This is a genomic window from Jatrophihabitans sp. YIM 134969, from assembly GCF_054456675.1.
The window spans coordinates 1-13,785 of sequence record NZ_JBTJEQ010000075.1 but is presented as its reverse complement, the minus strand read 5'-3'; the positions used below and the strand labels follow the sequence as shown (position 1 = coordinate 13,785).

The following is a 13,785-nucleotide window of genomic DNA, read 5'->3' as shown; positions in this document are numbered from 1 at the left end:
GGCCAGGCGGGCGACGTCGGCCGCGTCGTGCGCGACCGGCGTGCGGGGCGTGGCGGGGTCGCCCGGCCAGCCGCTCCCGGGCCGGGCGAACGGCTGCGGGGCGGTCACGGGTGGTGAGCCTGCCATGATGGGGCCATGCCGAAGGTGGTCGGGAACATCGTCTGGAAGCTGCTGGTCCTCGCGATCAGCCGACCGGTGGCGTCGACCCTGCGCGACACCGTGCAGTCGGTCTGGGCCAAGAGCCGTCCGGGCAACCCGCCCCGCACCGCCGCCGACCCCGACGCCAAGTGGGTCGACGCCATCCTCTACGCCGGACTGACCGGCGTCGGGTTCGCCGTGGGCGAGTTGGTCGCCCAGCGCGGCGCGGCCGAGATCTGGCGGACCTTCGGCGGCGGCGAGACCCCCGACCAGCGCAAGCTGCGCGAGGCGGCCGAGAAGGAGAAGGCGAAGGCCGCGAAGCTGTCGCCGCGCCAGCGGGCGGCGGCGATCCGCAAGCGCGACGCCGCGACCTACGCGAAGTCGGCGAAGAAGCGCGTCAAGTCGTTCGCGTCCTGACCGCACCCGACCCGACGGTGTCCGCGCCCCGCATCGAGCACGAGGACGTCCCGCTCGACCGGTACCACCTGCACCTGCGCCGCATGCGTCCGGTGGACACGCCGCACGCCCCGACGATGGTGCTCATGCACGGCATCATCGACTCGTCGGTGAGCTGGGAACCGGTCATGCCGGCGTTCGCCGAGTACGCCGACGTCATCGCCCCCGACCTGATGGGTCACGGCCGTTCGGCCAAGCCGCGCACGGACTACTCCGTCGGCGCGCACACCAACCACCTGCGCGACCTGCTCGACGCCCGGGGCCACGACCGGATCGTGCTCGTCGGCCACTCGCTCGGCGGTGGGGTGGCGATGGCCTTCCAGTACCAGTACCCCGGCCGGTGCGACGCCCTCGTGCTGGTCGCCGCGGGTGGACTCGGGCGGCGGATCTCGCCGTGGCTGCGCCTCGCCTCGCTGCCGGGGGTGGTGCCGGCGATGGGGCTCGCGACCACCCGGCCGGTGGTCGGGTCGATCGCCGCCGTGCGCCGCCGGGCGCTGCACCAGGGCGCCGACCGCCGGGCGTGGGTGCTCGCGAACGCCGGCCGGGTGCTCACCGACCTCGGTCAGCCCGGCGCGCGCGACGCCTTCAAGAACACCCTGCGCGGCGTCATCGACCACACCGGGCAACGCAACATCGCGCTGGGGAAACTGCACCTGGCGCAGGAGATCCCGACCCTGTTCGTCTGGGGCGCCGACGACCCGATCATCCCGGTCGACCACGCCTACCGGGCGGCCGAGCTCGCGCACGGCGAGGTCGCCGTCATCGAGGGAGCCGGACACGCCCCGCACCGTTCGCACCCCGAGCGCTTCGCCGAGATCGTCACCGAGTTCCTGCGCCGCCACGAGGTGGTCTGACCGCCGGGAACGGCCGGATTCTGTGTCTTCCTGCGGCGACAGAGCGCAGGAGTACACAGAATTTGCCAGGATGGGGCGATGCCGTGGCTGGTGGGTCTCGTCGTCTACGCCGCCGGCGTGGTCGCGACCCTCTGGCTGACCGCGAACGTCGAGTTCTTCGAGATGGTGTGCTTCGAGGACCGGCGCCGGATGTCGGTGGTGTGGCCGTTCACCTGGCTCGCCGCGGGGTGCGTCGCCTTGCTGTACGCGACGTCGGTGGTGCACGAACGGATCGTCGGGCGCCACGACCCGGGTCGCGACGTCTCCTAGGCGGAGCGGCGCGCGGCCGAGACGGTGATGCCGTCGAGGATGTCGTGCTCGCTGGCGATGAGCTCTGCCGCCCCGATCCGTTGCATGATGCAACGCAGGACCAGTGCGCCGGCACCGATGATGTCGACCCGACCCGGGTGCATCGACGGGATCGCCGCGCGCTGTTCGCGGGTCATGCCCAGCAGCAACTCGGCGACCTGGTCGACCTCGGCGGCGGACACCACAGCGCCGTCGAGGACGTCGGGGTCGTAGCGCGGCACGTCGAGCGCGATGGCCGCGACCGTGGTGACGGTCCCAGCGACGCCGACGACGGCCGTGGCCCCGGTGAGGTCGACGTCGAGCGTGGCCCGGTCGATCGCGGCGTTGACGTCGGCCTCGACCGCGGCGATCTCCGCGGCGGTGGGCGGGTCGGACACCAGGTGCCGCTCGGTCATCCGCACACAGCCCACGTCCATCGAGTAGGCCGCCACCGCCTCGGGCGCACCGACCCGGCCACGGACCAGTTCGGTCGACCCGCCGCCGAGGTCGATGACCAGCAGGTCGGTGGCGGGGTCGTCGAGCGCCGGGCGCTGCACGCGGGCACCGAGCCCCGCCGCCGCGCCGCGGAACGACAGCGACGCCTCCTCCAACCCCGTGATGACCTCGGGATCGGCGCCGAGGGTGGTGCGGACGACCTCGACGAAGTCGTCGCGGTTGGCGGCGTCGCGCGTGGCGGACGTGGCGACCATGCGCACCGCCGTCGCCCCGAGGCGGTCGATGGTGGCCCGGTAGCCCGCGAGCGCCACGCGGGTGCGCCCGATGGCCTCGGGGGCGAGCCGGCCGGTGGCGTCGACCCCCTGGCCGAGCCGGACGATCTGCATCTCGCGGGTGAGGTCGACGAGCGAGCCGTCGGCCGCGACGTCGGCCACCAGCAGGCGGATCGAGTTGGTCCCGCAATCGATGCCGGCTGCAACGGTCATGAATCCGTCTCCACGCATGGTCCGTTGGTCCACCACGGCGCGAGCACGCCGAGCGCTTCGTCGCCGATCGGGTTCACCCCGGGACCCGCGGCCAGCGCGTGCCCCACCAAGGCGTGCAGGCACTTCACCCGGTTCGGCATGCCCCCGGCCGAGACGCCCTCGATCTCCGGGACGTCGCCGAGCGTGGCGCGGTGCGCGAGGTACGCCTCGTGCGCCTCGGCGTACTCCCGCCTGAGGTCGGGCTCGTCCTGCACCCGCTCGGTCATCACCCGCATGATGCCCGTCGACTCCAGCCGGCCGATCTCCGAAGCGGCCCGCGGGCAGGTGAGGTAGAACGTCGTCGGGAACGGGACGCCGTCGACGGTGCGAGGGTTGGACTCCACGACGTCGGGCAGCCCGCAGGGGCACCGGTGCGCCACCGCCCGCATGGCGCGGGGTACGCGGCCCAACTGCTCGGCGACCACCGCACGGTCGCGGTCGGTCGCAGGCTCGGTTGTCACACGCAGCTCATCGACGGCTCATCGACTGTCGTCGGCCGCCTGGACGCTGTTCCACATCCGAGCACTCCACGAATCGCCGACCACGGTGCTGGTCGACGGCGCGGTGGAGCGGGTCTCGTCGTCCTCGTCGCCCGGGCGCACCACCACGTAGACCGTCTCGCCCGGCTTGGCGTACTGCAGCCGCTCGCGGGCCTGCTGCTCGACGTAGGCGGGGTCGTTCCAGCGGGCGCGTTCGTCCTGCAGCTGCGCCAACTGCGCCTGGCTCGCCGCCCGGTCGGCCTTGGCCTGGGACAACTCGCCGCGCGCCACGAGGTAGCGGTGCAACGGCGACGCGAGCACGACGACCGCGAACAGGACGACCAGGCCGAGCATCAGCGCGCGGCCGGTGAGGCCTCCGGCCGCGACCCGGCGACGACGGAACAGACGAGCGACAGACACGCCCCGGAGTGTCTCAGCCCTCGACCGTGAACCGCGGGAAGGCGGTCGCCCCGGCGTAGCGCGCGGCGTCGTCCAGCTCGTCCTCGATGCGCAGCAGCTGGTTGTACTTCGCCACGCGGTCGGTGCGGGCCGGGGCACCGGACTTGATCTGGCCGCAGTTCACCGCGACCGCGAGATCGGCGATCGTGGTGTCCTCGGTCTCGCCGGAACGGTGGCTCATCATGCAGCGGTAACCGTGGCGGTGGGCGAGGTCGACGGCGTCGAGGGTCTCGGTCAGCGTGCCGATCTGGTTGACCTTCACCAGCAGCGCGTTGGCCGCGCCGAGTTCGATGCCCTTGGCGAGCCGCTCGGGGTTGGTGACGAACAGGTCGTCGCCGACCAGCTGCACCTTGTCGTCGAGGGCCATGGTGAGCTCGACCCAGGTGTCCCAGTCGTCCTCGGCGAGCGGGTCCTCGATCGAGACGATCGGGTAGGAGTCGACCAGCTCGGTGTAGAAGGCGACCATCTCGGCGCCGGTGCGCTTGCTGCCCTCGAAGGCGTAGGCGCCGTCGGCGAAGAACTCCGTGGCGGCGACGTCGAGCGCCAGCGCGACGTCGACCCCCGTCTTGTAGCCGGCCCCCTCGATCGCCTCGGCGATGAGGTCCAGCGCGGCCTTGGTGCCGTCGAGGTTCGGGGCGAACCCGCCCTCGTCACCGAGACCGGTCGACAGGCCCTTCTTCTTCAGCACCGACTTCAGCGACTGGTACACCTCGGAGCCGCAGCGCAGGGCGTCGGCGAAGGTCGACGGGCCGATCGGCGCGATCATGAACTCCTGGACGTCGACGTTGGAGTCGGCGTGGGCGCCACCGTTGATGATGTTCATCATCGGGACCGGCAGCAGGTAGGCGTTCGGGCCGCCGACGTAGCGGAACAGCGGCAGCTCGGCGGAGTCGGCCGCGGCCTTGGCCACGGCGAGGGAGACGCCGAGGATGGCGTTCGCGCCGAACTGGCTCTTGTCGGGGGTGCCGTCGAGCTCGATGAGGCGGGCGTCGACGAGCCGCTGCTCGGACGCCTCGTATCCCACCAGCTCCGGCGCGATCGACTCCACGATGGCGTCGACGGCCTGCTGCACACCCTTGCCGCCGTAGCGCTTCGGGTCACCGTCGCGCTTCTCGACGGCCTCGAACGCCCCGGTGGAGGCACCGCTCGGGACGGCCGCCCGGGCGGCGGTGCCGTCGTCGAGTCCGATCTCGACCTCGACGGTGGGGTTGCCGCGCGAATCCAGGATCTCGCGGGCGGCGACGGCCTCGATGATGGCCACGGGTGACGTCCTCTCCAAGGGCACAGCAGCGGTCGAGCAACGCGGCAGAGCCTATCGGGCGGGGATCTTCCGCCAGACGGAGACGTGCTGGCGGCTGGTCGCGGTGAACGGCGAGGTGTCGAAGCCCGCCCACCGGTGTTCCCGGGTCAGCCCGGCCAGCCGGGCCATGAGATCCAGTTCCGACGGCCACACGTACCGGAACGCGGGCGATCCCCGGCGCGTGGTGCCGTCGGCGTCGAAGGTGACGTGGTGCGAGATCAGTCCCTGCTCGACCAGGTCGTACTCGTCGAAGCCGAGGTGACCCTCGCTGACGTCGAACGGCACGTACCGCTCGCCGTACGGCAGCCGCTGCAGCTCCGGGACGCCCACCTCGACGAGGAACCGCCCACCCGGGGCCAGGTGTGCGGCGGCGTTGGCGAAGCAGGCGACCTGGTCGTCCTGGGTCGTGAGGTTGCCGATCGTGTTGAACACCAGGTAGACGAGGGAGAACTCGCCCGGCACCCGCAGCGTCGCCATGTCGCCCTCGTACGCGCGGATGCGGTCGGCGCCGGCCTTGGACCGCAGCTGCGCGAGCATGTCGGCGGAGTACTCGATGCCGTGGACCTCGACCCGTTCGCGCAGGGGCAGCGCGACCCGCCCGGTACCGATCGCGAACTCCAGGACCGGGCCGGATCCGGCGAGGTCGGCGAGCAGGTCGACGGTCGGCCCGAGCACGTCGGGGGTGGAGACGGCGGCGCAGTCGGCGTCGTAGTGCTCGGCGACGTCGCCGGCGAACAGGTCGGGTCGGGTCACGGACCTACCGTCCATCGCCACGGACGACCGTCGCAAACCGTTTACCGCGGGGAGGCCTCGTCCGACGCGGTGGCCTCGGCCGCGAGCAGCGCCTCGCGGTAGGTGCGGGCCGTGGCGCGCAGCGCCGATTCAGGATCGACGCCCTGTGCAACAGCGCGGCCGACGATCTCGAACAGGTCGGCCCCGATGACCGCGGCGGCGGCGTCGTCCGCGGACGCGACCGGGGCCGGGGCCGGCACGGCGGCGGTGGCGGGCGTGCGGCGGGCGCGGCGGTGGAGCGCGGCGGCCCAGGCGAGTGCGGGCTGGCCGGACGCGATGCCCTCGGTGACCGAGGAGCGGGCCTTCTCGGCCTGCTTGAGCTGCTCCCAGTTGCGGGCGACGTCGTCGGCGGTGGCGGCGTCGCCGTCGGCGAAGACGTGCGGGTGGCGTCGGGTCATCTTGTCGACCAGCCCCTGCGCGACGTCGTCGATGTCGAATCCGCCGTCCGCCACGGGGGTTTCGGCCGCGATGCGCGCGTGGAACAGCACCTGGAGCAGGACGTCGCCGAGTTCTTCCCGCAGGGCGTCGAGATCGCCGGCCTCGAGCGCGTCGAGAGTCTCGTAGGTCTCCTCGACCAGGTACGGCGCGAGGGACGCGTGGGTCTGCTCGGCGTCCCAGGGGCACCCGCCGGGCGACCGCAACCGGTCCATGACGGCCGCGGCGGCGAGCAACGCCTCGCCCGCCGGACGGCTCACGCGGAGGTCGCGGGCTCGAGCTGGAGGTAGTCGGGCACGGTGGAATCGGGGGTGACCGACTCCTGCTCCGAGGCCCACTTGCCGTACCGCGGCGAGAGCTCGACGCGGGGCGCACCGTCGTTGACCTTCGCCGTGATGGCGGCGGCGTCGGTGGAACCCGCGCTCTCCCCGGCGAGACCCTGGAAGGCGGCGAAGTCGATGAGCAGGTCCACGAACTTCGGGGTCAGGCCCAGCTCCGCGGCCTGCTCGGGCAGCTGCGCGATGGCCTGCTCCTGGCCGGTGGTGACCTTGGTCCGCGCGGCGTCGACCGCGCTGGTGCCGGCGTCGATGCCCGCGCGCTGAAAGTAGTCGCGGTACAGCTCGAGGCGGATCAGGTAGGTCAGCGCGTACTCGCGGGCCGAGGGCTGCCCGGCCTGCGCCGGCTGCGTCGGTCCGCCGTCGAGCAGGTAACCCTCGAGGTCGGACTCGCTGATCTTGTCGTCGCCCACGAACGCGGCCGCGCCGGGCTGGACACGGCAGGCCGACAACCCGAACACGAGGCCGAGGACCGCGAGGAGCGCGAGGAAGCTCCGCAGCACTGACGTCACGGTTCGCAGGTTACCGGGCGCCCCGGGTCAGGCCGCGCGCAGCGTCGAGGCGCCCTCGGTGGGCCGGACCCAGAGCCGGGCACCCGGCTCGAGCTGCAGTCCCTCGGACCGACCGCGGGTCATGCGCACCGTGACGGTGTCGCCGTCGACGTCGACGTCGAGGCGCACCTCGTGACCGATGTGCTGCACCCGCTCGACGACGCCCGCCCGGGCACCCTCGAGCGGCGTCGGCGACAGCACGAGGTCGTGCGGGCGCACCAGCCGGTCGCCGAGCTTGGTGACCGGGCCGAGGAACCGCATGACGAACTCGTTCTGGGGCTTGTCGTAGAGCGCGATGGGGCCGCCGACCTGTTCGACCCGGCCGCCGTTGATGACGACCAGCTCGTCGGAGACCTCGAGCGCCTCCTCCTGGTCGTGGGTGACGAAGATCGTGGTCACGTGCACCTCGTCGTGCAGGCGCCGCAGCCACTCGCGCAACTCCTTGCGGACGTTGGCGTCCAGGGCGCCGAACGGCTCGTCGAGCAGCAGCAGCTTGGGCTCGACCGCGAGCGCGCGGGCCAGGGCCATGCGCTGGCGCTGCCCGCCCGAGAGCTGCGAGGGCAGCCGGTCGGCGAACTGCTCCAGGTGCACCAGCGACAACAGCTCGTCGACCTTGGCGCGCACCTCGGCCTTGGGACGCTTGCGGACCTCGAGCCCGAACGCCACGTTCTTGCGCACCGACATGTGCGTGAACGCCGCGTAGTGCTGGAACACGAACCCCACGTTGCGTTTGCGCGCCGGGGTGCCCGTGGCGTCGACGCCGTTGATCTCGACCCGGCCGGAGTCGGCCTGGTCGAGCCCGCCGATGATGCGCAGCAGCGTGGACTTGCCGCCACCGCTCGGTCCGAGCAGCGCGGTCAGCTTGCCGTCGCCGACCGAGAGGTCGACGTCGTCGAGCGCGGTGAACGCGCCGAAGGTCTTGACGATGTTGCGGGCCTCGACACCCATCAGTGGTCTCCTCGGGTCTTCTTCTGGCCACGGTGCTGGAAGACGCCCACGATGACCATCGCGAGCACGGCCACGGCGATGAGCAGCAGTGACGCCTGGTAGGCGCCGGGTTCGAACTGCTCGGCCCGCTCCTCGACGAGGAGCGTGACGGTCTGGGTCTGGCCGACGATGCTGCCGGACACGACCCGCACCGCCCCGAACTCACCCAGGCTGCGGGCGATCGAGAGCACGACCCCGTAGAGCAAGGCGGCCCGGATCGCCGGGAAGGTGATGCGCCCGAAGATCTGCAGCGCGTTCGCGCCGAGGGAGCGGGCCGCGACCTCCTGGTCGGTGCCGATCTCGCGCAGGACGGGCAGCACCTCGCGGACGACCAGCGGCAGCGAGACGAACGCCGTGGCGAGGACCATGCCCGGCGTCGCGAAGATGACCTGGAAGCCGATGTCGCGGAGGACGGGCCCGAACCACCCGGTGGTGTTGCCGTAGACCAGCACGAGCGCGAGGCCCACGATGATCGGCGAGATCGACACCGGGACGTCGATGAGGACGTCGAGCAGGCGACGCCCGGGGAAGCGGTACCGGGCGAGCAGCATGGACACGCCCAACCCGAAGACCAGGTTGATGAGCACCGCGAGCCCGGCGACCTCACCGGTGAGGGTGAAGGCGTGCACGGCCGCCGGGTCCTGGAAGAGGTCGACGAACTGCCCCAGCCCCTGGTCGAAGGTGCGGTAGACGATGACGCCGAGCGGGACGAGCACGAGCACCGCCACGTAGAGCACCGCGATGGTGCGCAACGTGTAGCGGCTCGGACGACGACCGGACGGCCTGCGGACCGGTTTGGGCGCTGCGGCCCGGGGAGCCTCCTCCGGTGGCGGCGGCACGACGGGCTCGGCCCCGCCACTCTTGGCGAGGACGACCTGGGTCTCAGCCACGGCGGGCCACCCACTTCTGCAGCGCGCCCATGGCGAGGATGACGACGACGGCGATGACCAGCAGCACGGTGGAGACGGCCGCGGCGTCGCCGAGCTTGTCGACCTGGATCCGGTTGTAGACGAACATCGACGCGACCTGGGTCTTCTGCACGCCGGCCGCGATCAGGACCACCGACCCGTACTCACCGAGCGCCCGGGCGAAGGCGAGGGCCGAACCCGAGAGCACCGCGGGCAGGATCGCCGGCAGCACGATGCGCCGGAACACGGTGAAGCCGCTGGCGCCCAGCGAGGTCGCCGCGAGCTCCGCCTCGCGGTCGAGGACCTCGAGGACGGGCTGCACGGTGCGGACCACGAACGGCAGCGTCACGAACAGCAAGGCCACGACGACGCCCGGGCGGGTGCCGGCGAGGTCGAGGCCGATCGGGCTGTCCTCGCCGTAGAGGGTCAGCATGACGAGCCCCGCGACGATGGTCGGCAGCGCGAACGGGATGTCGATGACGGTCTCGAGCACCCGGCGTCCGGGGAACGTGTCACGGGCGAGCACCCAGGCGATGAGCGTGCCGAACACGGCGTTGACGACGGTCACCGCCGCCGAGGCGCCGACCGTGAGCGTGATCGCCGAGACGGCGTCGTTGCTGGTCACGGCGTCCCAGAACCCGGACACCCCCAGGCCGGCCGCCTTGGCGACGACCGCCGCGAGCGGGATGAGCACCAGCAGGCTCATCCAGATGACAGCGACCCCGAGGCCGGTGCCCGCCCACGGGGTGAGGCGGACCGCGCCGGAGTCGTCCGGTCCCGCACCGCCGCCCCGACCCCGGCGGGGGGTCGGGGCGGCGGCGACGGCGCCGGTGGGCACCACTGCGGTCATGAGCTGGCGGCGGCGATCTTCGTGACGATGCCGTCGTCGCCGAAGAACTTGTCGTCGACCGTGCCCCAACCACCGAGGTCGTCGACGGTGTGGAGGGTCTCGATGGCCGGGTACGGGTTGGCCGGGTCGTTCGCACCCTGGACGTTCGTGACGGTGGCGCCGCCCATCGGACGGAAGCCGTTCTCACCGAAGATCTTCTGGCCGTCGGCCGAGAGGCAGTAGTCGAGGAACGCCTTGGCGGTGTCGCCGCTGTCCTTGGTGACCGCACCCGGCGTCTGGATCGACAGGGTGTCGCTCGGGACGATGTAGTCGAGGTCCTGACCCTTGGCCTTGGTCGCGATGGCCTCGGCCTCGTAGGAGAGCAGGACGTCGCCGGTGCCGGACAGGAACGTCTGGGTGGCCTTCGAGCCGCTCTCGGGCTTGCTGACGATGTTGGCGTAGAGCTTCTTCAGGTAGTCCTCGCCGGCGGCCTGGTCCTCGCTGCCGCTCGCGAGCGCGGCGTGGGCGTACGCGGCGAGGATGTTCCACTTCGCCGATCCCGAGGAACCCGGGTCGGGGGTGACGACCCCGACCCCGCTCTTGATGAGGTCGTCCCAGCCCTTGATGCCCTTGGGGTTGCCCGGCCGGACGACGATGACGACGGCGGTCTCGGAGATGATCCCCTTGGTGTCACCGGCGTTCCAGTCGTCGGCGACCAGGTCGGGCACCAGGCGGGTCATGTCGGGCTCGATCGAGAAGTTGACGAGGTCGGCCTTCTGACCGTTCTGCACCGCGCGGCTCTGGTCGCCACTCGCGCCGAATGAACTGGTGAACGTGACGCCCTTGCCGGCGTCGGTGCCCTGGAAGCCCTTCTCGAGGGCGTCGTAGGAGCCCTTGGCGATCGAGTAGCCGACGATCGACAGCGATCCGCCGCCGCCGCTGCCGCCGTCGGAACCGCCGCCACACGCGGCGAGCGTCGTGGCCACGACGGTCGCGGCGGCGACCGCGACCAGGGCGCGGAGGCGGGTGCGGTGGGAGGCACGGGGCACGGGTTGCTCCAGGGGGTCGGCGGCGTGGCCGCGGTAGGTGATCGAGTCGATCGAACACGTGGAGTTGGTCGGACTGGTGAAGCCGGTGGGAATCGTAGACGACCGGGAGGCGTCCGTGACCCCGTTCCGTCAGCTCGGCCCGGATCGGCTGCCCGGGTTCCCCGTTCTGTCCGGGTTCGCGTCGCGTTCGGGTCGCCGCGCGGGAGTGTTCTGCCAGGATGACCGCGTGCACATCACGGCCAAGTCCGACTACGCGGTGCGGGCCGTGCTGAGCCTCGCCCACCACGAGGCCCTGCTCGCGACCTCCTCGTCGGACGGGGTGGTCGAGGAGCCGGTCGTGAAGATCGGCGTCATCTGCGAGGAGCAGGGCCTGCCCCGCAAGTTCCTCGAGGGCATCCTCGGCGACCTGCGCCGCGCGGGCATCGTGCGGACCCGCCGGGGCGGCAACGGCGGCTACGGCCTCGCCCGACCTGCCGACGAGATCACGCTCGGCGCGGTCCTGCGCGCGGTCGACGGCCCGCTCGCCGAGGTCCGGGGGCTGCGCCCGCACGAGACCTCGTACTCCGGCGCCGCCGAGCACCTGCCCGAGGTGTGGGTGGCCGTGCGCCACGCGCTGCGCGAGGTGCTGGACGAGACCTCGGTGGCCGACGTGCTCGACGGGTCGCTGCCGGCGCCGGTCGCGGCCATGGTCCAGGCCGACGACGCCTGGGCGCCCCGTTAGTCCGCACGCCCCGCGGTCAGTAGACCGGCGGGCAGGTGATCCACAGCGTCGTCGCGGGCTCCGGCCCCGGGTTGCGGTAGGCGTGCGGCACGGACGGGTCGAACAGCACCGAGTCACCGGTCGCGAGGTCGTGCCGCGTCGTCCCGACCTCGAGCAGCAGCCGCCCCGCGAGCACGATCACGCACTCCTCCTCGGCGGCGTGGGCGTAGGGCTCGTCCCCGGACCCTTCCCCCGCGCCCAGCACCGAGGTGATCACCAACATCGTCCGGGCGTCCGGTGGCGTGACCAGGGTGTCCTCGTCCCGGCCCGCCGTGCGGGTCAGGTGTCGCCGCTCGGCCGCCCGGACGACCGTGCCGCCGCGCCCGGCCGGCGCGTCCGCCCCGTCGACCTCGGCCGGGCCCGCGGCCCCGGTGAACAGCGCCGCCACCGTGGTGTCCAGGGCGGCGGCGAGGCGGCTGACCGTGGCCACCGAGGGGTTGGCGACGCCACGCTCGACCTGGGACACGAAGCTCTCCGAGACCCCGGCCGCCTCCCCCACCTGCCGCAGGGTGAGCGACGCGGCACGGCGGGCGCGCCGCAGCCGGACACCGAGCCGACTCTCCGGCTCGTCGTCCGCGGCCGGCCGGTCTCCGGCTCGGGTCACCGACCGGACCCGACCGGGCCGACCGACGAGACGTCCTCGGCGAAGGCGCGGGCGAGGTGCTCGCGGGAGGTGATGTCGAGCTTGATGAACACCTTGCGCAGGTGGTACTGCACGGTGCGGCGACTGATGAACAGCCGCTCGCCGATCTCGGGGTTGGACAGGCCGGAGCGGGCGAGCAGCGCGATCTGCGACTCCTGCGCGGTCAGCGTCGCCGCCGCCGTCCGGGTGCGGGCGCCGGCGTGACCGGTCGCGTCGAACTCCCGCCTGGCCCGCCCCGCGAACCCGACCGCACCGATCGCCTCGAACTGCGCCAGCGCCGCCGCGAGCACGCGGCGGGCGTCGGCTCGGCGTCCGCGGCGGCGCAGCCACTCGCCGTACGCCAACCGGGACCGCGCCTGCTCGATGCGCAAGGCGGTGCGGTCCAACCGTTCCACGGACCCCAGGTGGTGGGCCTCGGCACGGTCGTCGTCCGCGAGCAGGGCCCGCACCCGCTCGGCGACGCCCTCGACCCAGTCGCCCGGGGTGGACGTCTCCCGTTCGGCGAGCCAGCGACCGACGGTGGTGAGCACGTCGCGGTCCCCCGTGCGCGACGCGGCGTCGACCACCTCGGACACGACCAGCGGACCCGACGGCACGTGGTCGCGGAGGAAGACCGGCCAGGAGCAGGCCAGGGCGGCGGCGCCGCGGCCGGCGGCGTTGTGGCGGACCGCGTCGGCGTGGTCGGCGACGTAGGCGAGGGGGCGCCGGCCCGCCGCGTCGGGCTCGCGGACGAGCTCCGCCAGCGTGTCCGCCCGGTCGTCGTCGCCGCGCCAGGCCGCCACGACGAGGTCGGTCGCCGGGGAGTGCGCCGCTCCGGTGGCGTCGGCGACGGCGTCGGCCTCGGCGACCGACAGGTCGGCGCCGGCGAGGTCACCGGTGGCGACCTGGTGCCACGCCAGCGACCGCAGGGCCGGCGGCAGGACGGTCAGCGCCCCGCGGGCCCGGGCGTCGTCGACCTGCTGGGTCACCGCACGTCGCCAGGCGGGCTCGTCCCAGAGCTCGACGGGCAGCGAGGGCAACGACCGGGCGAGCGGTTCCCGCCCGTCGGTGCCCCAGTTCGTGCCGGCGTCGGTGCCGCTGTCGGTGTCACCGCTGGCGTCGCCCTCGGTGCGGACGGCGTCGACGGCGCGGCGCAGCAGCGGGGCCGCCGCCGCGTACCCCTCGACGATGCGGACGCGCAGACCCGCGAGCACGAGGTCGACGACGTCGGCGTCCGGATCACCCAGCAGCGCCGCCGGGTCGGTACGCGGCAGGCTCGTCACCAACTCGTTGAGCAGGTGGGCGTCGGCCCCGCCCGCCCAGATCCCGGCGTACGCCGCCTCGAGGTGGGTGCGGCGCGCTTCGGCCGGCGCGTGCTCGACGAGCAGGGCCGCGGCCCTCGTGAGGCCCCGGACGGCCACCGGCAGCCGGTTCGTGGCGGTGAGGAACAACCGGCGGGCGATCGCCACCCGCGCCCGTGACGACTCGGGGAGGACGGCGACATCGGGCCAGCGGCCGGCGTCG

At 72.9% G+C, this 13,785-nt stretch carries 17 protein-coding genes and 1 pseudogene; 4 read left to right on the top strand and 14 right to left on the bottom strand.

Annotated features, from left to right (window positions below):
- Positions 1 to 126, bottom strand: a pseudogene (locus ACXR2U_RS22980) (uracil-DNA glycosylase); the annotation flags it as partial.
- Positions 127 to 135: 9 nt separating this feature from the next.
- Between ACXR2U_RS22980 and ACXR2U_RS22975 the strand changes: the two are divergent.
- The 3 genes from ACXR2U_RS22975 (at position 136) to ACXR2U_RS22965 (ending at position 1,757) form a co-directional block, all read left to right on the top strand.
- Positions 136 to 555, top strand: coding sequence for a DUF4235 domain-containing protein (locus tag ACXR2U_RS22975; protein ID WP_458827422.1), 420 nt, complete (start codon positions 136 to 138; stop codon positions 553 to 555).
- A 17-nt stretch (positions 556 to 572) separates the two neighbouring features.
- Positions 573 to 1,448, top strand: coding sequence for an alpha/beta fold hydrolase (locus ACXR2U_RS22970; protein WP_458827421.1), 876 nt, complete (start codon positions 573 to 575; stop codon positions 1,446 to 1,448).
- Between the two features lie 78 nt (positions 1,449 to 1,526).
- On the top strand, positions 1,527 to 1,757 hold the full coding sequence (locus tag ACXR2U_RS22965) for a hypothetical protein (protein ID WP_458827420.1): 231 nt from the start codon (positions 1,527 to 1,529) through the stop codon (positions 1,755 to 1,757).
- On the opposite strand, the gene ACXR2U_RS22960 is transcribed toward ACXR2U_RS22965, so the two are convergent.
- From ACXR2U_RS22960 to ACXR2U_RS22910, 11 genes are read right to left on the bottom strand one after another with little or no spacing between them, the layout of a single operon-like run.
- Positions 1,754 to 2,716: a Ppx/GppA phosphatase family protein gene (locus ACXR2U_RS22960; protein WP_458827419.1), complete on the bottom strand. Its 963-nt coding sequence runs from the start codon at positions 2,714 to 2,716 to the stop codon at positions 1,754 to 1,756. The genes ACXR2U_RS22965 and ACXR2U_RS22960 overlap by 4 nt on opposite strands.
- The gene (locus ACXR2U_RS22955; RefSeq protein ID WP_458827418.1) at positions 2,713 to 3,216 is read right to left on the bottom strand and encodes a DUF501 domain-containing protein; all 504 of its coding nucleotides are present in this window, start codon (positions 3,214 to 3,216) and stop codon (positions 2,713 to 2,715) included. Before ACXR2U_RS22955 ends, ACXR2U_RS22960 begins: the two co-directional genes overlap by 4 nt.
- An 18-nt stretch (positions 3,217 to 3,234) precedes the next feature.
- Positions 3,235 to 3,654, bottom strand: coding sequence for an FtsB family cell division protein (locus ACXR2U_RS22950; protein WP_458827417.1), 420 nt, complete (start codon positions 3,652 to 3,654; stop codon positions 3,235 to 3,237).
- 13 nt (positions 3,655 to 3,667) lie between these two features.
- Positions 3,668 to 4,954 carry a phosphopyruvate hydratase gene (gene eno / locus ACXR2U_RS22945; protein WP_458827416.1) on the bottom strand — a complete coding sequence of 429 codons (1,287 nt, stop codon included), beginning with the start codon at positions 4,952 to 4,954 and terminating at the stop codon, positions 3,668 to 3,670.
- Positions 4,955 to 5,005: 51 nt separating this feature from the next.
- Positions 5,006 to 5,746 (bottom strand): class I SAM-dependent methyltransferase, encoded by a 741-nt coding sequence (locus ACXR2U_RS22940; RefSeq protein ID WP_458827415.1) that lies wholly within the window; start codon positions 5,744 to 5,746, stop codon positions 5,006 to 5,008.
- A 41-nt stretch (positions 5,747 to 5,787) separates the two neighbouring features.
- Positions 5,788 to 6,480 carry a MazG family protein gene (locus ACXR2U_RS22935; RefSeq protein ID WP_458827414.1) on the bottom strand — a complete coding sequence of 231 codons (693 nt, stop codon included), beginning with the start codon at positions 6,478 to 6,480 and terminating at the stop codon, positions 5,788 to 5,790.
- Positions 6,477 to 7,067 (bottom strand): hypothetical protein, encoded by a 591-nt coding sequence (locus ACXR2U_RS22930; RefSeq protein ID WP_458827413.1) that lies wholly within the window; start codon positions 7,065 to 7,067, stop codon positions 6,477 to 6,479. Before ACXR2U_RS22930 ends, ACXR2U_RS22935 begins: the two co-directional genes overlap by 4 nt.
- 27 nt (positions 7,068 to 7,094) lie before the next feature.
- Positions 7,095 to 8,054 carry a sulfate/molybdate ABC transporter ATP-binding protein gene (locus ACXR2U_RS22925; RefSeq protein ID WP_458827412.1) on the bottom strand — a complete coding sequence of 320 codons (960 nt, stop codon included), beginning with the start codon at positions 8,052 to 8,054 and terminating at the stop codon, positions 7,095 to 7,097.
- Positions 8,054 to 8,983 (bottom strand): sulfate ABC transporter permease subunit, encoded by a 930-nt coding sequence (locus ACXR2U_RS22920; protein WP_458827411.1) that lies wholly within the window; start codon positions 8,981 to 8,983, stop codon positions 8,054 to 8,056. The genes ACXR2U_RS22925 and ACXR2U_RS22920 overlap by 1 nt, the downstream gene beginning before the upstream one ends.
- A complete protein-coding gene (cysT, locus tag ACXR2U_RS22915) occupies positions 8,976 to 9,851 on the bottom strand; it encodes a sulfate ABC transporter permease subunit CysT (protein WP_458827410.1) in 876 nt (291 codons plus the stop codon). Before cysT ends, ACXR2U_RS22920 begins: the two co-directional genes overlap by 8 nt.
- On the bottom strand, positions 9,848 to 10,879 hold the full coding sequence (locus ACXR2U_RS22910) for an extracellular solute-binding protein (protein WP_458827409.1): 1,032 nt from the start codon (positions 10,877 to 10,879) through the stop codon (positions 9,848 to 9,850). Before ACXR2U_RS22910 ends, cysT begins: the two co-directional genes overlap by 4 nt.
- 226 nt (positions 10,880 to 11,105) lie before the next feature.
- Between ACXR2U_RS22910 and ACXR2U_RS22905 the strand changes: the two genes are divergently transcribed.
- The gene (locus tag ACXR2U_RS22905) at positions 11,106 to 11,600 is read left to right on the top strand and encodes an RrF2 family transcriptional regulator (RefSeq protein ID WP_458827408.1); all 495 of its coding nucleotides are present in this window, start codon (positions 11,106 to 11,108) and stop codon (positions 11,598 to 11,600) included.
- A 16-nt stretch (positions 11,601 to 11,616) separates the two neighbouring features.
- Here the strand turns inward: ACXR2U_RS22905 and ACXR2U_RS22900 are convergent, their stop codons facing one another.
- Positions 11,617 to 12,243 (bottom strand): helix-turn-helix domain-containing protein, encoded by a 627-nt coding sequence (locus ACXR2U_RS22900; protein ID WP_458827407.1) that lies wholly within the window; start codon positions 12,241 to 12,243, stop codon positions 11,617 to 11,619.
- On the bottom strand, positions 12,240 to 13,785 hold a 1,546-nt coding region (locus ACXR2U_RS22895), incomplete at its 5' end, for a helix-turn-helix transcriptional regulator (protein WP_458827406.1). The genes ACXR2U_RS22900 and ACXR2U_RS22895, both read right to left, overlap by 4 nt.

Bases quoted from the DNA above. Each gene is read 5' to 3' on its own strand.
- ACXR2U_RS22965 (WP_458827420.1), top strand. From the start codon at position 1,527: ATGCCGTGGCTGGTGGGTCTCGTCGTCTACGCCGCCGGCGTGGTCGCG.
- ACXR2U_RS22925 (WP_458827412.1), bottom strand. From the start codon at position 8,054: ATGGGTGTCGAGGCCCGCAACATCGTCAAGACCTTCGGCGCGTTCACC.
- cysT (WP_458827410.1), bottom strand. From the start codon at position 9,851: ATGACCGCAGTGGTGCCCACCGGCGCCGTCGCCGCCGCCCCGACCCCC.
- ACXR2U_RS22975 (WP_458827422.1), top strand. From the start codon at position 136: ATGCCGAAGGTGGTCGGGAACATCGTCTGGAAGCTGCTGGTCCTCGCG.
- ACXR2U_RS22960 (WP_458827419.1), bottom strand. From the start codon at position 2,716: ATGACCGTTGCAGCCGGCATCGATTGCGGGACCAACTCGATCCGCCTG.